The sequence below is a fragment of the Azospirillum oleiclasticum genome, assembly GCF_013423485.1.
Lineage (GTDB): Bacteria > Pseudomonadota > Alphaproteobacteria > Azospirillales > Azospirillaceae > Azospirillum > Azospirillum oleiclasticum.
In genome coordinates this window covers 144,693-164,875 of the sequence record NZ_JABFFR010000009.1, presented here as the reverse complement: position 1 = coordinate 164,875, position 20,183 = coordinate 144,693, and the positions used below count along the sequence as shown (strand labels likewise).

At 72.1% G+C, this 20,183-nt stretch carries 12 protein-coding genes; 3 read left to right on the top strand and 9 right to left on the bottom strand.

Going from position 1 to position 20,183, the window contains the following annotated elements; translation table 11 throughout:
* From HL658_RS12735 to HL658_RS12695, 9 genes are all read right to left on the bottom strand, one after another.
* Entirely contained in the window at positions 1–1,548 is a 1,548-nt protein-coding gene (locus tag HL658_RS12735) for an AMP-binding protein (protein WP_180282347.1), read from the bottom strand.
* A complete protein-coding gene (locus tag HL658_RS12730) occupies positions 1,541–2,044 on the bottom strand; it encodes a (2Fe-2S)-binding protein (RefSeq protein ID WP_180282346.1) in 504 nt (167 codons plus the stop codon). Before HL658_RS12730 ends, HL658_RS12735 begins: the two co-directional genes overlap by 8 nt.
* Complete coding sequence (locus tag HL658_RS12725) at positions 2,041–2,871, bottom strand: FAD binding domain-containing protein (protein WP_180282345.1); 831 nt, start codon at positions 2,869–2,871, stop codon at positions 2,041–2,043. Before HL658_RS12725 ends, HL658_RS12730 begins: the two co-directional genes overlap by 4 nt.
* Positions 2,868–5,852, bottom strand: a complete 2,985-nt coding sequence (locus tag HL658_RS12720; RefSeq protein WP_180282344.1) for a xanthine dehydrogenase family protein molybdopterin-binding subunit — start codon at positions 5,850–5,852, stop codon at positions 2,868–2,870. Before HL658_RS12720 ends, HL658_RS12725 begins: the two co-directional genes overlap by 4 nt.
* A 190-nt stretch (positions 5,853–6,042) precedes the next feature.
* The gene (locus HL658_RS12715) at positions 6,043–7,587 is read right to left on the bottom strand and encodes a class I adenylate-forming enzyme family protein (protein WP_180282343.1); all 1,545 of its coding nucleotides are present in this window, start codon (positions 7,585–7,587) and stop codon (positions 6,043–6,045) included.
* Between the two features lie 75 nt (positions 7,588–7,662).
* Complete coding sequence (locus tag HL658_RS12710) at positions 7,663–9,597, bottom strand: TRAP transporter permease (RefSeq protein WP_180282342.1); 1,935 nt, start codon at positions 9,595–9,597, stop codon at positions 7,663–7,665.
* Between the two features lie 2 nt (positions 9,598–9,599).
* Complete coding sequence (locus tag HL658_RS12705) at positions 9,600–10,595, bottom strand: TAXI family TRAP transporter solute-binding subunit (protein WP_180282341.1); 996 nt, start codon at positions 10,593–10,595, stop codon at positions 9,600–9,602.
* Between the two features lie 138 nt (positions 10,596–10,733).
* Positions 10,734–13,127, bottom strand: a complete 2,394-nt coding sequence (locus HL658_RS12700; protein WP_343055084.1) for a sensor histidine kinase — start codon at positions 13,125–13,127, stop codon at positions 10,734–10,736.
* Positions 13,128–13,194: 67 nt separating this feature from the next.
* Positions 13,195–16,812, bottom strand: a complete 3,618-nt coding sequence (locus HL658_RS12695) for a response regulator (RefSeq protein WP_180287636.1) — start codon at positions 16,810–16,812, stop codon at positions 13,195–13,197.
* A 147-nt stretch (positions 16,813–16,959) separates the two neighbouring features.
* On the opposite strand from HL658_RS12695, the gene HL658_RS12690 reads away from it, so the two are divergent.
* From HL658_RS12690 to trpA, 3 genes are all read left to right on the top strand, one after another.
* Positions 16,960–17,997 (top strand): amino acid ABC transporter substrate-binding protein, encoded by a 1,038-nt coding sequence (locus HL658_RS12690; protein ID WP_180282338.1) that lies wholly within the window; start codon positions 16,960–16,962, stop codon positions 17,995–17,997.
* Between the two features lie 122 nt (positions 17,998–18,119).
* Positions 18,120–19,337, top strand: coding sequence for a tryptophan synthase subunit beta (gene trpB, locus HL658_RS12685; RefSeq protein ID WP_180282337.1), 1,218 nt, complete (start codon positions 18,120–18,122; stop codon positions 19,335–19,337).
* The gene (trpA, locus tag HL658_RS12680) at positions 19,334–20,164 is read left to right on the top strand and encodes a tryptophan synthase subunit alpha (RefSeq protein WP_180282336.1); all 831 of its coding nucleotides are present in this window, start codon (positions 19,334–19,336) and stop codon (positions 20,162–20,164) included. The genes trpB and trpA overlap by 4 nt, the downstream gene beginning before the upstream one ends.
* Positions 20,165–20,183 lie beyond the last annotated feature (19 nt).

Genomic DNA, 20,183 nt, shown 5'->3' with positions numbered 1-20,183 from the left:
TCACTGGGCGGCGTTCGGCCGCGCCAACTGGTCCGTCTGGAATTCGCCGGCCTGGAGCTTGCGGCGCAGGATCTTCCCCACCGGCGATTTCGGGATGTCCTGGAGGAACACGTACTCGCGGGGGCGCTTGAAGTTGGCGAGGCCGGAGCCGCGGCAATGGGTGTCCAAGGCTGCGGCGTCCACCGCACCTGTTCGCTTGACGAAGGCCACCACCTTCTGCCCCCAGCGCTCGTCGGGAAGGCCGGCGACCGCCACCTCCGACACCGCGGGGTGGAGCGACAGCACGCTCTCGATCTCCACGGGGGAGACGTTCTCGCCGCCGGTGATGATCATGTCGTCCACCCGGCCGGAGACGTACAGGTCGCCGTCGGCGTCGAAATACCCGGTGTCGCCGGTGAAGTACCAGCCGCCATGCAGCGCCTTGGCGTCCGCCTCCGGCCGGTTCAGGTAGCCCTCGAACGCCTCGTCGCCTTCGAGGTCGGCGATGATCTGCCCCTCCTCGCCCACCGCCGCGGTCTCGTCGGGATCGAAGGATCCCAGCTTGACCACCCGGATGCGCTGGTTCAGCGCCGCCCGCCCGGCGGAGCCGCATTTGGCCGCGGCGTCCTGGTTGATGGTGAAGGTGTAGACCTCCGACGAGCCGTAATGGTTGACGAACAGCTCCGGCCGGAAGGCGGCCTGGAGCCGCTTCAGCAGGCCGTCCGTCATCGGCGCCCCGGCGAAGCCCAGCTTGCGCACCGACGACACGTCCGTACGCGCGAACTCCGCGTGCGCCAGCAGGTCGTGGTAGAGCGTCGGCACCAGATACAGGCAGGTCAGCCGCTCCGCCGCGATCAGCTCCAGCGCTTGGCCGGCGTCGAAGCGGGGCTGGCAGACGAAGCAGCCGTCGATCAGCGCCATGGACAGCAGCGAGCGCACACCCATGGTGTGGTAGAGCGGCATGACGCCCAGCGTGCGCTCGCCCCGCGCGTAGCAGTTCTGCGCCACATGGGCGACCGCCGCCGCGCGCTCCGTCCGGTGCCGGCGCGGCACGCCCTTGGGCTTGCCGGTGGTGCCGGAGGTGTAGAGCAGCAGCGAGATGTCCTCCGCCGACGCGCGCGGTGCTGCGGGCGCGGGGTCCGTGGCCAGCAGCGCGTCGAACCCGTGGGTGCCGCCGGGAGCGTCGTCAACCGCCACGCGCGGGATGGCGCGTGCCGCCGCCGACGCCGCCACCTCGTCGGCCGACACGTCCTGGAAGACCAGCAGCCGGGCCGAGGCGTTGGGCAGGCAGTAGTCGAGCTCCTCCGCCTTGATGCGCCAGTTCAGCGGCGCGATGGTGAGGCCGGCGATCTGGCAGGCCCAATGGATGGTCGCCATCCGCCAGGTGTTCTGCAGCGCGGTGGCGATGCAGTCGCCGGGCTTCAGGCCCAGCGCGTCGAAGGCGCCGACGAGACGACGCACGCGCACGTCCCACTGCGCGTAGGTCAGGCGTACGTCCCCGTCCACGATGGCGAGCGCCCGCGGGCTGCGCTCGACGGTGGCGAGGAAACTGCGGCCAAGGTCAAACATGAACGGACTCCGTGGTCTGGCCGGTCACATCCATCACCGCACGGACGATGGCGGCGTAGCCGGTGCAGCGGCACAGATGGCCGCTCAGCATGTCTCGCAGCTCCGCCTCGGTCGGCTTCGGCACCCGCACCAGCCAGTCGGCCAGCGACATCAGGATGCCGGCGGTGCAGAAGCCGCATTGCAGGGCGTGGTGGCGGTGGAAGGCGTCCTGTAGCGCGGTCATCCGCCCCTCGCGGGCGAGGCCCTCCACCGTGTCCACCCGGCGGCCGTCCACCTGCACGGCCAGCGTCAGGCAGGCGCGCTGGGCGACGCCGTCGATGCGTACGGTGCAGGCCCCGCACACCCCGTGCTCGCACCCCACGCGGGTGCTGTGCGCGCCCAGCTCGTGACGCAGGAAGTCGCTCAACAGCGTGCGCGGGTGGGCGTGACCGGTGCGCGGCTGTCCGTTCAGCGTGATGGTGACGGGATGCCGGGTCCCGGCGGCGAGCGCCGTCATGGCGTCAACTCCGTTTGGGCGTCTTCGATGACCGCGCGGCCGAGGCGGCGGACGAGGGTGCGGCGGTAGGTGGCGGTGGCGTGCTGGTCGTCGTCCCCGCCGAGGTCCCAGGCGAAGGCGTTCAGCGCCTCGTCCAGCGCCGCCCCTTCCAACCGCGGCCAGTCGCGGGCGGTCGGGCGGTCGGCCACCCCGCCGACGGAGAGCCGGATGCGGTCCGCCTCCACCGTGGCGGCGAGCGCGGTGATGGCGAAATCGCCGTGCCGCATGCCCATTTCGCGGAAGCCGTACGCGGCACCGGGCTTGCGCAGGCGGAAGCGTACGGCCTCCACGATCTCGTCGGCGGCGCGCGCCGTGGTCAGCGGCCCGATGAAGAAGCCGGAGGCCGGCACCGTCCGCCGCTTGCGGGCGGAGCGCAGCACCACCTCCCCCTCCAGCGCCACGAGGCAGAGCGGGATTTCGGCGCTGGGATCGGCGTGGGCGACGGAGCCGCCGACGGTGCCGCGGTTGCGCGTCTGGAAATGCCCGACCCAGGGCAGGGCGGCGGCCAGCAGCGGCGCTTCCGTGGCCAGGGTGGGACGGGCCAGCAGCTCGTTCTGGGTGACCGCGGCGCCCACCGTCAGCCAGCCGTCCGCCACCTCCACCCGGCGCAGCTCGGGCAGGGCGGAAAGGTCGATCAGCGTGCGCGGGGTGACCAGCCGCATGTTCAGCATGGGCATCAGCGACTGCCCGCCGGCGATCAGCCGGGCGTCGTCGCCGCCCGCCGCCAGGGCGGCCAGCGCGTCGGCGACCGTGGCGGGGCGGAGATAGTCGAAGGGTGCGGGCTTCATGGGCGGATTCCCAGCAGGCGCAGCAGCCGCGCCAGAAGCGACGGGCGCTCGGGTACCGCCTCCGGCCCGCCGGCGCGCGCGATCAGCTTGTCGAAGAACTGGCCGATGATCAGGCGCGCGGCGCTGTCCAGCATGCGCCCGCCGACCGCGGCCACCTTGCCGCCGACCTCCGCCGTGTATCGGTAGGTGACCAGCGTGCCGTCGCCGTGCCGTTCGAGCGTCACATGGCCGCTGCCGCGACCGGTGCCGAGCGCGCTGCTACCGCTGCCGGATAGGGTCAGGGAGTTGGGCGGGTCGAGGTCGCTCAAGGCCACCTCCGCCACATAGCGCCCGCGGACGGGGCCGACGCCGACCACCACCTCCGCCCGGTAGGCGTTGGGGCCGACGAGGTCCAGCGCCTCGCACCCCGGCAGCAGGGCCGCCAACTCCTTGGGGTCGAGCAGGATGGCCCAAACCTGTTCGGGCGTGGCGGGAACGGCGCGGCTTCCCTCGCCGGTCAGGCCGCGGCCACCGGGCTTGCCGGTTGCGGCAGCGGGCCGGGCGGGCGCGGTGGAGCCGGCGGGGCGGGGCGGCTCCTCCCCGTGGATCAGGGCGGCGACGCGGTGGGGGGTGAGGGGTAGGGTCACCGTCTCCACCCCCAGCGCGTCGGCCACCGCGTTGGCGAGGCAGACCGGTGTGCTCATGCAGTTGCCCTCGCCCACGCCCTTCGCACCCAGCGGCGTGACGGGGGAGGGGGATTCGCGGTGCAGGATCACCGGCACCGGTACCTCGCAGGCGGTCGGGACGAGGTAGTCGGCGAAAGTGCCGGACAGGAAGCGCCCATCGTCGCCGTAGGCGTATTCCTCGTACAGCGCGGCACCCACCGCATGGGCGAAGCCGCCCTGGATCTGCCCCTCCGCCAGGAGCGGGTTCAGGATGCGGCCGGCGTCGTGCATGGTGACATAGCGGTCGATGCGCACGCGGCCGGTGTCGCGGTCGACCTCCACCCCGCAGAAGTCGATGATGAAGCCGTAGCAGGCGGAGCTGTTGATGTGGTCGGCGTCGGTCGGCGCCTTCAGCGGCTCCGGCGTCCAGAACACGGTCTCGCGCAGCGCCGCCTCCTGCCCGTCGGGCAGGGTGCCGGGCGACCAGTGCCCCGCCGCGGCGACGCGGGAGAAGGACAGCGCGTTGTCCGGGTTGCCGGCGGCGAACACCTTGCCCCCGGCGAACACCAGCTCCTCCGCCGCCACGTTCAACTGTGGGGCTGCCAGCCGCGCCATGCGGTCGCGCAGGCGGGTGGCGGCGAGGTGGGCGGTGCCGGCGACCGCGCCGGCGAAGCGGCTGGAGTAGTTGCCGGCGGCGATGGACCAGGCGTCCTTTGCCGTGTCGAAGTCGGTGACGACGGTGATCTGCTCCATCGGCAGCCCGAACACGTCGGCCGCCACCTGGGCCAGCACCGTGCGGTGACCCTGGCCCTGCGGCACCGATTCGACGCTGACCGACACGCCGCCGGTGGGGTCCACGGCGACGGTGGCCGACGCCTGCGCCCCGTTCTTGGGGCCTGCCTTGCGCCGCTCCTCCGCCGTCAGGACGGTGGTGATGTAGCCCATGTTGGAGACGGACGGCTCCACCACCGCGGCGTAGCCGATGCCGTAGAGCCGCCCCTCCGCGCGGGCGGCGTCGCGCTTGGCCTTCAGCCCCTCGAGGTCGCCGCGCTCCACCGCCTCCTCCAGGCAGGCGTGGAAGTCGCCGCTGTCGAGGCTACCGCCCGACGCGGTGGCGTGGGGCATGGCGGCTGCGGGCACGAGGTTCCGGCGGATGACGTCGAGCGGATCGAGCCCAAGCTCCACCGCCACCCGGTGCATCAGCCGCTCCAGCCCGTAATAGAGCTGCCCGCCGCCGAAGCCGCGGTTCAGGCCGGTCGGGGTCTTGTTGGTCAGGACGATGCGGTTGACCACCGACAGCGTGGGGATGTCGTAGGCGCCGGTCAGGTTGCCGTGGTTGCGGTAGAGCGATGCCGGCTCGGGTGCCCGCAGGTAGGCGCCGCAATCCTCCGTCTGCTCCATGCGCAGCGCCAGCACGCGGCCGTCCGCTGCGACCGCCGCCTCCAGCGCCATCCGGCGGGCGGTGGCCGACGTGGCGGCCATCAGGTGCTCCAGCCGGTCCTCCACCCACTTGACCGGGCGGCCGGTGGCGCGCGCGCACACCCCCATCAGGACGATATAGGGGAACACCGCCTGCTTGTTGCCGAAGCTGCCGCCGGAATGGGGCGGCGATTTCAGCCGCAGCTTCGATCCCGGCACCTTCAGCGCGCGGGCCATCACCGGGTGCACGGCGAAGGGGCCGGAGAAGTTTGACAGCACCTCGTACCCGCCCTCCGCCGCGTCGAAGTCGGCGAGAACGACGAAACACTCCATCGGCGTGCAGGAGTTGCGCGGGAACTCCACCTCGACCGACACGCGCCAGTTGGCGGCGGCGAAGGCGCCGTCCACGTCGCCGTAGGTGAAGTCGCGCCGGTTCACGAGGTTGGAGCCGAGTGCGGGGTGCAGCGGCTCGGACGCGGCGTCGAACGCCTGGTCGAAGGTCATGACCGGCGGCAGCGGGCGGTAGCGCGCCCCGATCCGGTCCAGCGCGTCCTCCGCCACATAGCGGCTGTCGGCCAGCACCACCGCCACCGGCTCGCCGACATAGCGCACGCGATCGACGGCCAGGCACCAATGCTCCATCGGCGCCTTCACGCCGACCAGGAAGGGGCTGGAGAAGCGCTTCGCCTCCTCCCCTGTGATCACCGCCGCCACGCCGGGCACGGTCCGCGCCGCCGCCGTGTCGATGCCCAGCAACTCCGCGTGCGCGTGGGGGGAGCGCAGGATCGCCGCGTGCAGCGTGCCCGGCTTCACCGGCAGATCGTCGGCGTAGCGCGCGCTGCCGGTCAGCAGCGCGGCGTCCTCCACCCGCGGTACCGGGCGGCCGACATAGCCGTGTTGTGTGGGGATCGCTGTCATCGCCTTCCTCTCGAACGGGGGAAGGCTACCGCGGGGGGAGCGAAACCCCGTTACCGGGGAGTGTCGCGATTTACCCTACAGTCTCATTTTCGGCGGAGGGCGCAGTTTGGGGCGCAAACGAAAACCGCGGCGCCGGTGGGGCGCCGCGGTGCCGATTGCCGTCCCGTTGATGGCGGGCGCGGTTTGCTTTTCAGCGGTCGCTCAGTGCCGTCAGGTCGGTCCGGTAGGACCGTTCGAGCAGGTCGCGCCGGCGCAGCGTGCCGAAGCGCGAGCGGGGGATGTCGTTGACGATCACGTACTCGCCGGGCCGCGGCACGCCCGCCTCCCGGCAGACCCGGTCGAGTGTGGCCAGCTCGATGGTGTGGTCGAGCCGCAGGAAGGCGATCAGGCGCCGCTCCCCGCGGCAGCCGGGCACCGCGGCCACGACGGCGTCGCGCACCGCGCCGTGCCGGCGCAAAACCGCTTCCACCGCCGCCGGGGGCACCAGCGTGCCGTCCGTCGCCTCGATCAGGTCGCGGACCCGGCCGGTGACGAACAGCTCACCGTCCTCGTCGCGGTAGCCGGTGTCGCCGCTGCGGAACCAGTCGCCCATCAGGGCGGCGGCCTCGGCCTCCGGCCGGCGCCAGTAGCCGGCGAAGGCGCTGCCGCCCAGCCGGATCAGCAGTTCCCCCTCGGCGCCGGCGGGCAGATCCTCCTCCGCACCGGTGGCGCCGGTGGCCCCAGTGGAGACGATGCGGATGCGCTGGTCGCGCAAAGGCCGCCCGACCGATCCCGGCTTGGCCGCCGGGTCGCGGCGCAGCGCCGCGACGCTCACCTCCACAGTGCCGTAATGGTTGGCGAGCGCCGCGCCGCCGGCGCGCCGCCCGATCTCCGCCAGCAGCCGCTCGGGTGCCGGGGCGCCGACCACGCCGATGCGGCGCAGGCCGGCCAGGGCGGCGTCCGCCGCGTCCGCCTCCGCCAGCACGGCGTCGAGCAGGGGCGGTGGCAGGTAGAGGGCGGTCACCCCCTCCCGCTCGATCAGGTGCACCGCCTCCGCCGGGTCGAAGCGTCGCAGGCAGACATAGGTCCCGGCCACCAGCGCCATCGCCAGCAGCGCCCGGATGCCGATGGGATGGCAGAGCGGCACGGCGCCCAGCGTGCGCTCCCCGGCGGCGTAGCCGCTTTCCGCCACATGGGCGCGGGTTGCCTGCCATTCGGCCGCCTGGCTGCGCAGCACGCCCTTGCCGGCATCGGTGGTGCCGGCGGTGTAGACCAGCGCCGAGACGGCGGCACCCAGCCCGCCGGCCTGGCCGATCTCACCGGCCTCCAGCAGCGTCGGAAAGGGTGTGGCGCCGTCCGCCCCGCCGCCGGTCGCATCGATCGCCAGCCGATACGCCCCGCCGATCGCGGAAGCATCCAGTAGAGCGGCGGAGGCGGCATCGACGGCGACGGCGGCGGGCTCCACCTCCGCCAGCAGGGTGCGCAGGGTGGCCGGGCTTTCGTCGGTGTCGAGCGGCACGATGGCGAAGCCGCCGATCTGGCAGGCCCAGTGCAGCACCACCGCCTCCCACCGGATGGGCAGCAGGGTGACCAGCCGGTCGCCCGACCGCAGGCCCAGCCGGGCAAGCCCCGCGGCGGTCCGCCGCGCCAGCCGGTTGAGCCGCGCGTAATCCAGCCGCAACGTGCCGTCCACCACAGCCGTGGCGGTCGGCGCCTTGGCGGCGGCCGTTGCCAGGACCAGGGCGAGATCACTCATGGCGCAGTCCCTTCGGGTGGCGGGGTGGGTTGCGGGTGCGGGCGGGGAGGCCGGCGCCGGCGGGGTGTCGCCGTCCTATGGCCGGCCTTCGCTTCTGACCGGTCGGTCCGACGGTCCGGCCCGTCCCGGTCGTCCCGGCAGGGACAGCCCGCCCGCCAGCGGCAGCAGCAGCACCGCCAGGGCCGCGACGGTGCCGGCGAAGACCAGCGGGTCGGGCCACAGGGCGGCCAACCCCGCCAGCCCGATGGCGAGCCGGTGCCAGGGCGCCAGCCGGCGGCCGAACCAGCCGATCAGCGCGATGGTGACCGCCCACACCACCACCGCCAGCACGACCAGCGCCCAGCCAACCGCCGCCACGCCGGGCAGGGTCAGCAGCGCCGGGTGCAGCACGAAGCCGAAGGGAACGATCAGGCAGGGGACCGCCAGCAGGACGGAGCGGTAGCCGGTGCGCGTCGGGTCGGTGTCGGCGATGGTCGCGGCGGCGTAGGCGGCCAGCGCCACCGGCGGAGTCACCATCGACATGATGGCGAAGTAGAAGATGAACATGTGCGCCACCAGCGGCTCGATGGCGAACTGCGCCAGCGCCGGCACCACCAGCACGGCACCCATGATGTAGGCCGAGGTGGTCGGCATGCCGGCCCCCAGCACCAGCGCGCCCAGCGCCGCCATGACCACCGCCACCGCGGCGACGCCGCCGGACGCGGCCAGCATCAGCGCGGTGAACTTGGTACCCAGCCCGGTGAAGCTGATCACCGCCACGATCACCGACGCCCCGGCGCAGGGCAGGGCCACCGACACCGAGCGCTTCGCCGTCGCCACCAGCGCTTCGACCAGCGCCAGTGGTCCCTGGCGGGTGGTGCCGCGCAGCGAGCCGATGACGATGGTCAGCACGATGGACTGGATGGCCGCGTCCACCACCGCATAGCCCTGCACGATCAGCACGGCAAGCCAGGCCAGCGGGATCAGCAGGTGCCAGCGCTCCCGCAGGATCGGGCCGAAACGGCCGATCTCGCCTTCCGGCAGCACCGGCAGGTCGCTGTTGCGCGCCTCCAGATGCACGGCCCAGATCAGGCTGGCGAAATAGAGCAGCGAGGGCAGAACCGCGGCCAGCGCGATCTGGCCGTAGGGCAATTGCAGGAAGTCCGCCATGATGAAGGCCCCGGCCCCCATGACCGGCGGCATGATCTGGCCGCCGGTGGACGCCACCGCCTCCACCGAGGCGGCGAAGCGGGGGTCGTAGCCGACCCGCCGCATCAGCGGGATGGTGAAGATGCCCGTGCTCATGACGTTGGCGACGGCGCTGCCCGACACGCTGCCGGTCAGGCCCGACGCCAGCACCGCCGCCTTGGCCGGGCCGCCGACCCGTCGGCCGGTCGCGCAGACGGCAAGGTCGATGATCAGCCGGCCGCCGCCGTACACGTCGAACACCGCGGCGAACAGCACGAAGTAGAACACCACCTCCGCCGACACGCCGGTCGGAATGCCGAAGATGCCGCGCTCGGTCAGGAACATCACGTCGATGAAGGTCTCGACGCTGTCGACCTGGTGGGCCAGCAGCCCCGGCAGATGCGCGCCGAACAGCATGTAGGCGATGAAGCCCAGGATCAGCAGCGCCATGCCGGTTCCCATGCGCCGCCGCGTCGCCTCGACCAGCAGCACCAGCAGCAGCCCGGCCGCGAGATAATCGCCGGTCAGCACCGGGTCCAGGTCGGCGATGCGGTCGTAGAGCCGGTCGAGCTGCGTCCACAGATAGACCGGCACCGCCATCACCAGCCCCGCCAGCGTCCACCGCACCCAGCCCGGCGGCGAGCCGCCCTTGAGCGTGAGGAAGGCGAGGGCGATGCCGAAGGCCACATGGCCGCCGCGCCGGATCATGATGTCCATCGTCGGGAAGACGTAGATGGCGATCTGGAACAGCGACCAGGCCAGCGCCACCAGCGCCACGGGCTGACGGATGGCGGCCCACCCCTCGGGGGCGGCGGGCCGGGTGGGGCTCTCTCGCGTGGTCATCGTCACATCCAGCCGCGCTCGCGGTAGTAGCGGGCGGCACCCGGGTGCAGCGGCGCGCCGAGATTGTCGGCCTTCCAGGCCTTGGTGGCGCAGTCGAAGCCCGACAGCGCCTTGTGGCCGGCCTTGAAGGCGTCCTGGTTCTCGCACACGGTCTTGACGATGGTGTAGGCGAGGTCGTCGGTCATGTCGGACGAGGCGATGATGGCGGTGGTGGTGCCGGGCAGGGTCAGATCGCGGGTCTGGCCGTGGAAGGACCCCTTGGGCAGCGTGTCCACGGACCAGCCGAACTTCTCCGTCATCGCCGCCAATACCTTCTGCGACGGCTCCAGGAGGGTGACGTTGCCGGTCTCGGCCATTTCCGTCACGGCCGGGTGGCCGCGGGTGATGACCTGGATGAACAGGTCGGCGGTGCCGGCGGGGAAGGCGGCCTGGATGACGGGGAAGTCGGCGAAGTCGTACCGGCCGCCGCGCGCCGCCACCTCCTTCTCCCCGGATCCGGCCACGTCGAGAATCTGCTGACCGGCGAAGGAGCCGAAGCTGCCCTTCTTCAGCAGCATGATCCGGGTGTCGGGCTTCTGTTTGTCGAGGAACTCGTTGAGGTCCGGCCCGCGGTCCTTGCCGTTGGCGACGATGCCCAGATAATAGTCGTCGAGCCCGCCCATCAGGGTGCGGACCTTTCCCTGCGGCTTGTCGAAGGCGAAAGTGCCCTTCACGGCCCAGGCGTTGACCACGGCGAAGCTCAGCCCGATGTCGGCCTTGCCGCGCTCGACGAGCTGCGGGTTGGCGGTGCCGCCGCCGAGCGGCGGGGCGTCCACCTTGGAGCCCTGGGGCAGCTTGCCGCGCAGCACCTCGGCCAGCGTCACGCCATAGACGAACCAGCTCGACCCGACGTTGAAGGACGCGATGCGCAGCTCGACGGGTTTCGCCGTCTGGGCGGCTGCCGGGGCGGTGGCGAGCGCCAGGGCGAGTGCGGCGGTGGCCGTCAGCGCGAGTTTCATGGGTTTCCTCCTTCGTCGCGGGCGCGGATCCAGTGCGTCCACGAGTACCGGGGGAAGCGATGTCCGTCTTATGGAGGGCTATCGGGACTTATCGGTCAGTCTGATTCTCAGCGTCGCGGATGATTTGGCGGCGCTTGGTCAGTCACCCGCCGGCAGCACGCAGCGGACGCGGTTGCCGTGGCCGGGTTCGCCGTCCAGCAGCAGCCGGCCGCCGTGCAGATCGACCACGCTGCGCACCAGCGCCATGCCGAGGCCGAGACCGTCGGTGGACAGCACACGGCTGCCGCGGGCGGGGTCGGCCGGTGGCAGGGTCGGATCGCCGACGGTCAGGGTCAGGATGCCGTCGGTCCGCTCCGCCGACAGGCGGATGCGTCCCTGCGGCGGCGGCTGGCGGATGGCGGCGACCACGAGGTTGAAGAGCGCCTGCTTCAGCCGCCGCCCGTCGGCGGTGACCGTGCCGATGCGGGGCTGCACCGCCACCTCCAGCCGCAGCCCCTCGCGGCGCGCCCATTCGCGGGTCAGGCCGGCGACGGACTCCACCAGCTCCGACACGTCCACGGATCCGCGCTCCAAAGCGCTGACGCTCTGGCCCACGCTGGTGAGGTCGACGATGTCGTCGATCAGTTCCAGCAGCCGCCCGCCACCGCCGAGGATGCCCTTCACATACTCGCTCTGGCGCGGGGTGAGCGGGCCGAAATACTCGTTCGCCAGCACCTCGGCGAAGCCGATGATGCCGTTCAGCGGCGTGCGCAGGTGGTGGGAGACGTTGGCGATGAACTCGCTCTTCAACTGGTCGGCCGCCTCCAGCGCGGCGTTGGAGGCGCGCAACGCCTGCTCAAGCCGGGCGCTGTCGGTGACGTCGAGGTAGCTGTTGAGCACGGCCCCGTCGGGCAGGGGCAGGGTGGAGAACTCGACCACCGAGCCGTCGGACCGCTCCAGCCGGCCGGAGCGCACGGCGCGGTCCAGCGTGGCGGCGATCATCTCCTCCTTCAGCACGTCCCAGCCGCCGGGATCGTCGCCGTTGTCGTCCACGAAGAAGGGCCGCATCCGCTCGAACACGGCGGTGATGTGCGGCTCGCCCTGCAGATCCTCGTCGCGCAAGTCCCAGACGCGGGCGAAGGAGGGGTTGGACAGTTTCAGCCGCCCGTCCCCGCCGAACACCGCGATGCCCTCCGCCAGATTGTCCAGCGTCTCCTGCTGCACGGCGATCAGGGTGTTGTAGGAGGATTCCAGCGCCAGCGTGTTGGTCACATCCTCGAGGATCAGGATCAGCCCGCCCAGCGGGTGCGGCGCGGTCAGCACCCTCAACGTCGTCCCATCGGGCAGATGCATCAGCTCCTCGGCCGCTTCCATCAGCCGGGTGTAGCGGGTGAGACGCTCGCGCTTGAAGCTCTGGAAGTCGGCGTATTCCGGCAGCTTGCGGCGGCTGCGCAGCTCCTCCAGCAACTCGCCGTGGGTCGGTTCGCCGCGCAGCCATTCCTCGTCCAGGTCCCACAGCCGGACGAAGGCCTGGTTGAAGAAGGTGATGCGGGTGTCCGGGCCGAAGATGAGGATGGCCGAGCCCAGCCGCTCCAGAACCTCGGCGTGCGCGGTCTGGTGGCGGCGCAGCTCGGCGCGCCCGTCCTCCAGCTCGGTGCGGTCGATGGCGTAGCCGACCGCCACCGGTCCGCCGCCGCCGGCGGCCGGCAGCAACGTCTCGGTGACCTCCAGCAGGCGGCGGTCGGTGCCGATCACGACAGGCACCCGCTCCGACTGCGCCATGCCGGTGGCGCGCGCCCGTTCGGCCAGCCGCCGCCCGCCGCCGGCGGACAGCAGCTCCCGCTGTTCGCGCGCGGCGGTGTCGGGTTCCGCATCCACCGCACGGCCGTAGGCGCGGTTGCACCAGGACAGGGAGAGCCCGTCGTCGCGGATCCACACCGGGATGGGCAGGGCGTCGAGACCCGCGCGCAGGCTGTCCAGCGAGGCCCGGTCGAGTGTCTGCGCCTCCTGCAACGCCTCCACCTCGTGCCGTGCCGGGGTGACGTCGTCGATCCACAGCGCGTCCACCGTGCCGGCCGTGAGGGAGCCGCTGCCACGCCGTCCGTACAACCGCAGGTGCCGGCCCCCTCGCGACACGGCCACGAGGTCGAACGGCTCGCCCTTGCGGCGCAGCCGCTCCAGCGCCCCGGCGACGGCATCGGCATCGGGAGGTAGGAAGGCCGCGGCCACCTCCTCCGGCGTGTCGCATGGCCGGTTGTCGAGCAGGGCGGCGAAACCGGGTGCTGCCGTGCGGTGGCCGTCGGCTGTCCAGCCGCACCACGCGGTGGGGGAAGCCGCGAGCACCGCGTCCAGCCGGTCCATCTCGGTCGAGAGATGCGATGCGCGGTTGCGGACCGCCAGCGTGTGCCAGCCCAGCGCCGCCGCCGCCGCCACGACCACCGCCGCCAACAGGCACAGAATGGGAGGCGCCGCCGCCACCAGGGCCAGCGCGAACCCCACCGCCAGTCCCAGCGCGGCCGATGCCGGGACGAATGTTTTGGTCGAAGCCGTCACGACCGCCAGACTAGTCCACGGGTGTTGGCACCACAAGCCGCGGTGCACACGGATGATGAATAATGTTTCAACCATGAAACGCGGCCGTTGTCACGCCGGTGCGGCTCCGGGTGCTCGCGGCCAGGGCTGCGATGGCGGCCGCCACCGGCGGAAAGGCCGCCTGCGCCGCGGCCAGCGCGCGCCCGGCCGCGGCGTGGTCCGCCGCGACGGCGGCCCGTTCCAGCGTCGAGCAGGCCTCCGCCAGAGCCGGCGCCCCGGCGGTGCGCGCCGCCCCGGCGCCGGCGTGGGCGGCGGATCGCAGCCGCTCCAGGTCGCCGTCCCCGAGCGCCGCGGCTAGGTCCGCGAGCAGCGGCTCGGTGGTCTCGACGAAATATTCCAGCATCGCCGCCGCGCCCTCGTCCAGCGCGCCGAAGGTCGCGCGGACATGCTCCAGATCCAGCGCGCCGAAGGTCGCGCGGACATGCTCCAGGTCGAGCGCCGGCCGGTCGTCCAGGGTGATCGACGGCGGGGCGACCGTTTCGGCACCGGCCGGTGCGGTTGTGCCGTCCGCATCCTCCAGCCAGCGGTCCAGCACGCCGGAGAGCTGGCGCAGCGTGACGGGCTTGGCGAGATAGCCGTCCATGCCGGCGGCGAGGCAGCGTTCCACCTCGCCCGCCAACGCGTTGGCGGTCATCGCCACGATGGGGGTGCGCCGGCCGTCGCCGGCCTCCGCCTCCGCCTCCGCCTCCGCCGCGCGGATCTGGCGGGCCAGCTCGTAGCCGTCCATGCGTGGCATGTGGCAGTCGGTGATCAGCAGCCGGTAACGACGCCCGCGCCACGCCGACAGCGCCTCCACCCCGTCACTCACGATGTCGGCGCCGTGACCGAGCTGCCGGAGCTGGCGGAGGACCACCTGCTGGTTGGTGGGATGGTCCTCCGCCACCAGGATCGCGGCGTCCCCGGTGCCGGAGCGCAGCGGCAGGGGGGCCGCCGCCGCGGCGTCGGTCTCCGCAAGGCCGCCCTCCGCAACCGGTGCGGCGCGGCCGGCCAGGGCCGCCACCGTGGCGAGGAAGGCCGCCCGGTGTATGGGGCGCGTGGCGTGCAGCACCGGCGGGCCAGGGGCGTTGAGGGCGGGGGCGTTGGGGGCGGGGCTGGCCGGCGGCGCGCGGCCGTCGGTCAGCAGCAGGGCCGGCGGCGCGCCCCCGTCCTCCGCCAGTCGTGCCAGCACCGCGGCGGCGTCGCCGTCGGGAAGGCGCGACGCCAGCACCAGCACGTCGGGCGGCTCCAGCTCGTGCAGCTCCAGCGCGTCGGTCGCGCAGGTGGCTTCCACGACCGCGGCACCGCATTCCTCCAGATAACGGATGAGCACGGCGCGCTGCGCCGCCTCCCCCTCGGCGACGATGACGGAGAGGTCGGACAGGTCGGGCGCGGTCGTGGCCGGCGCCTCGCCCTGGGGCAGGTCGACCGTGAACCAGAAGATGGAGCCGCGCGCCGGAGCCGACACCACCCCGATGCGACCGCCCATGCGCTCCACCAGCCGCGTGCAGATGGCGAGCCCGAGCCCGGTGCCGCCGAAGCGCCGGGTGGTGGAGCTGTCGGCCTGGCTGAAGGGCTGGAACAGCCGCGACTGCCCTTCCGCGCTGATGCCGATGCCGGTGTCGTCCACCTCGAAGCGCAGCCGGGTGAATCCGGGCCGTGCGCCGCTGCCGGACATCACCCGCAGCACCACACGTCCACCTTCGGTGAATTTGATGGCGTTGCCGGTCAGATTGAACAGCACCTGCCGCAGGCGGCCGGGATCGCCGCGGACCGCGGCCGGGGCCGACGCGTCCACGTCGCACACCAGCGCCAGCCGCTTCTGATGCGCCTGCGGTGCCAGCAGATCCGCCACCCCCTCCAGCAGCAGGGCGGGGGAGAGGTCCAGCTCCTCCAGCTCCAGCTTGCCGGCTTCGATCTTCGACAGGTCCAGGATGTCGTCGATGATGCGTAGAAGCGCGGTGGCGCTGTCCCGCACCGTGGTGACCAGCCCCGTCTGCTCGTCGCTGAGCGGGGTCAGGGCGATCAGCTCCAGCATGCCCAGCACACCGTTCATCGGCGTGCGGATCTCGTGGCTCATGGTCGCCAGGAACTCGGACTTGGAGCGGGCGGCGATCTCCGCCTGCTCCTTGGCGGCGCGCAGCGCCTCCTCCGCCCGCTTGCGGCCGGTGATGTCGTAGCTCCAGGCGAGCACCGCCGGCTGTCCCTCGAACTCGGTCCGCTGCAGGGTCTGGAGCGCCCAGACGCGGCTGCCGTCCGGCCGGTCGATCGCCACCTCCACGTCGCGCGCCACCACCCCGGCCTCCCCCCGGGCGGCGGGCGGGAGCGGCGTCGCGGTGCCGGGGGCGAGGCCGTGGGGGTGGCCGACGAAGCGGTCCAGCGGCACCCCCGCCAGCTCCGCCGCGCGGGCGTTGGCGAAGGCCACCGTCCCCTCGGCGCGCCCGATGCTGACGCCGACCGGGCTCTGTTCCAGGATGGTGCGCAGCCGGCGCTCGCTGTCGCGCAGGTCGCGCTCGTTCTCGCGGATGGTGGTGACGAAGAACTGGAGGGCGCGGGCCATGTCGCCGATCTCGTCCCGGCCGCGGGTGGGGATCGCCACCGTCTGACCGGATTCATGCGCGACCATGGCGGCCTGGAGGACGCGCAGCCGGCGCACCACCTGCCGGTCGATGTAGACGAAGATGGCGCTGGCCCCCAGGATCGTCAGCAGGGCTAGTGCGATGATCGCCCGCTCGCCGGTGAGGATGGCGGCCTCGAACTCCAGCGAGCGGCGGGTGATGTCCTGCTCGATGGCGAGGAAATAGTCGGACACCGTCGCCACCAGCCGGTCGGAGACGTTCTGGTTGCGGGTGACGGCGCCGCGGATCGAACGCTGGGTCGCGATCTCGGCGGCGCGGCTGGAGAACAGGTTGCGCTCCCCGAACCCCAGCGACGCCAGCTCGCGGTGCAGCGGCTCCAGCAGGGCGGTGCGGTCGGGGGGCATGAGGGAGAGATGGCGCGCCGCCTGCTCCAGCGCGTCGCGGAACTGGTCGCGCATGCGGTCCAGCCGCGCCTCGTGCTCGGCGCGGGCGGCGGCGAGAAGCAGCAGGGCGGCGCGTCCGCTCCCGTCCATCCAGCCCTCCAGAGACCGCTCCAGCGGCTCCGCCGCCGCGGCATCCGTTTGGTCGAGCCCGGCCAGCAGGGCCTTCGCGGCGTCGCGGTTGCGGTCGGACAGCTCGATCACACGGGTGACCAGCGCCGCCGTCTCCTCCGTCGCCGCCAGCTGGCGCTCGACCTGCTGGTTCAGCGCGCGCAGGTTGGTCAGCAGTTCGGTCTTGCGGCGCTCCAGCTCGGCCAGGTCGGCGTCGCCTCCACCGCGCTGGCGCAGACGACCGATCAGGTCTTCCAGAATGCCGATCTGGTCGGCGACGCGCGCCATGACCGCCTCGCGCATCGACTGCCCCTGCACGGCCACCAAGGCCGGAGCGTTGGCGGCGATGGTGCCGCTTTGCTGGGCGAGCTGCGAGGCGCTGACGAGTCCCGGCACCTTGGCGGTGGCGATCTGCTCGAAGCCGTCCTGGAACCGGGTGAACAACGAAACGGCCACCCCGCTGGTGGCGGCGGTGAGCCCCCCGATGACCGTCAGGCCGGCGAGGATGCGGAACGCAACACCGAGCCGGGGCATTCGCATCAGCGGCATCTTTCTCACGAGCGCAAACGGTTCCCCATAACACGCGGGGCGCGGCCCCGTCCATGCGGGGTGCACGCCCGATTGCGGCGGAGGCTTGACCGCCCGCCCTCTAAGGATTGATCCTAGCCGCATCGGCGGAGGTGTCCTATGCGTTCCGGGTGGCTTCTTTGGGTCGTGACGCTGGCCGCGGTCCTGTCCGGGCCGGTGGTGTCGGCGTCCGCGGCGTTCGGGGACACGCTGGAACGCGTGCGCGAGCGCGGCGTGCTCCGCTGCGGGGTGACGACGAGTGGCGTCGGGCTGGCGGTGATGGACGAGGGCGGCCATTGGAAGGGCTTCTTCGTCGATCTGTGCCGCGCCGTGGCGGCGGCGGCGACCGGTGGTGCCGACAATGTCGAGTACGTCGAGCTGAGTTCGCAGAACCGTTTCAAGACCGTGGAGGACGGCTCCGTCGACGTCAGCATGGAGGGGACGACCTGGACGCTGGAGCGCGACATGACGCGGCCCGTCGATTTCCCGATCATCTACATGTACGACGGGCAAGGCTTCATGGCGCATCGCTCGCGCGGCATCCGCTCGCTGGCCGACATCGCCGACGCCACCGTCTGCGTGATCGAGCGCACCACCAGCATCCGCAACCTGGAGGCCTGGCAGGCGGAGACCGGGACCCGGTTGACCATCCGCCGCGTCCAGTCCACCGAAGGCGCGCTGAGCGCCTTCTTCAACCACCATTGCGACCTGTACACCAACGACCGCATCGGGCTGTTCGCGCAGCGCCTGCTCAACGCGCCGAACCCGGCGGACTATGTGATTCTGCCCGAGGTCATCTCGAAGGAGCCGCTGGGGCCGATGGTGCGCGCGGGCGACGACCGGTGGCGGGAGCTGGTCCGGTGGGTCATCCTCGCCACCATCGTTGCGGAGGAGAAGGGCCTGACGGAGGCCAAGGCCCCCATGGTGAAGGACAGCCCCGACCCGGAGGTCGGGCGCCTCCTGGGTCTGACGCCGGGGATCGGCACCGGGCTCGGGCTCGACGACCGCTGGGCCCTGCGGGTGATCAGCGCGGTCGGCAACTTCGGCGAGATCTTCGACCGCAACCTCGGGGCCGGCTCGCGGCTGGGCATCGACCGTGGGCAGAACGCGCTGTGGAACCGCGGCGGCCTGATGTACGCCCCGCCGCTGGGGGGATGACGGAACCAACGGCGCCGGGGCTTGAAAAGCGCGCCCGGCCCTTCAAATCCGCTGAAAGCGCCGCTATGGTGCCGGCTTCACGGGCAGCGGGCCCGTCCGATCAGAATGGTTTCCCCGTCGCGATGACCAGACCCAACACCTTCCGCTCCGGCCCGGACGAGCGCGGGCATTTCGGAATCTTTGGCGGGCGCTTCGTCGCCGAGACGCTGATGCCCCTCATCCTCGACGTCGAGCGGGCCTACAGCGACGCCCGCGCCGACCCTGACTTCGAGGGGGACCTGAAGACCCGGCTGAAGCAGTATGTCGGTCGCCCGAATCCGCTCTACTTCGCGGAGCGGATGACCCGCGAGCTGGGGGGGGCCAAGATCTTCTTCAAGCGCGAGGAGCTGAACCACACCGGCGCGCACAAGATCAACAACTGCATCGGCCAGATCCTGCTGGCCCGGCGCATGGGCAAGAAGCGCATCATCGCGGAGACGGGCGCCGGCCAGCACGGCGTGGCGACGGCCACCGTCTGCGCGCTGTTCGACATGCCCTGCGTGATCTACATGGGCGAGGTGGACATCGCCCGGCAGCAGCCGAACGTGTTCCGCATGAAGCTGCTGGGTGCCGAGGTCCGCTCGGTCACGTCGGGCGCGCGGACGCTGAAGGACGCGATGAACGACGCCCTGCGCGACTGGGTGACCAACGTCGCCGACACCTATTACCTGATCGGCACCGCCGCCGGCCCGCACCCCTATCCCATGATGGTCCGCGACTTCCAGTCGGTGATCGGCGAGGAGGTGAAGGCCCAGATGCAGGAGCAGGAGGGCCGGCTGCCCGACAGCATCGTCGCCTGCATCGGCGGCGGCTCCAACGCCATCGGCATCTTCCACCCCTTCCTCGACGAGCCGTCGGTGAAGCTGATCGGTGTCGAGGCCGCCGGCCACGGGCTGGACAAGGGGCCGGACGACCACGCCGCCTCCATCGCCGGCGGCCGGCCGGGGGTGCTGCACGGCAACCGCACCTACCTGCTGCAGGATGCGGACGGTCAGATCCGCGACGGGCACTCGATCTCCGCCGGGCTCGACTACCCCGGCGTCGGGCCGGAGCACGCGTGGCTGCACGACAGCGGCCGGGTCGAATACGTATCGGCCACCGACGACGAGACGCTGAAGGCGTTCCAATACTGCTCGCGCACCGAGGGCATCCTGCCGGCGCTGGAGTCGGCCCACGCGCTGGTCGAGGTGATGCGGCGCGCGCCGACGCTGAGCCCGGAGCATCTGATGGTGCTCTGCCTGTCCGGCCGCGGCGACAAGGACATCTTCACCGTCGCCAAGCATCTGGGGGTCTCGCTGTGAGCGCCGAACGCATCGCCCGCCGTTTCGCCCGCCTGAAGGCCGAGGGGCGCGCCGGTCTGGTCGCCTTCATCACCGCCGGCGACCCCGACCACGAGACCAGCCGCGCCATCCTGGAAGGGTTGCCGGAGGCCGGGGCCGACGTGATCGAGCTGGGCATGCCCTTCACCGACCCGATGGCCGACGGCCCCGCCATCCAGGCGGCGGGGCTGCGCGCGCTCAAGGCCGGGGCGACCACCGTCCACACCCTCGACCTCGTCCGCGCCCTGCGCGCCAGGGACGACGAGACACCGGTGGTGCTGATGGGCTACTACAACCCCATCCATTCCTACGGCGTCGACCGCTTCCTCACCGACGCCAAGGCCGCGGGGGTGGACGGGCTGATCGTCGTCGACCTGCCGCCGGAGGAGGACGAGGAGCTGTGCCTGCCGGCGCTGAAGGCCGGCGTCAACTTCATCCGGCTGGCGACGCCGACCACCGACGACAAGCGCCTCCCCACCGTGCTGCGCAACACCTCGGGCTTCGTCTATTACGTCTCGGTCACCGGCATCACCGGGGCGGCCAGCGCCGGCGATGCCGAGATCGCCATCGCGGTGGAGCGGCTGAAGCGCCACACCGACCTGCCGGTCGCTGTCGGCTTCGGCATCAAGACGCCGGAGCAGGCGGCCGCCGTCGCCCGCACCGCCGACGCCGCCGTGGTGGGATCCGCCATCGTCAACCGCGTGGCCGCGGGGCTGGACGGCGACGGCCTGCCCAAGCCGGATCTGGTCGAGGATGTGCTGGGCTTCGTCCGCGATCTCGCCGCCGGCGTGCGCGGCGCCCGGGGGTAGGCGGGCATCGGGAGGTTGT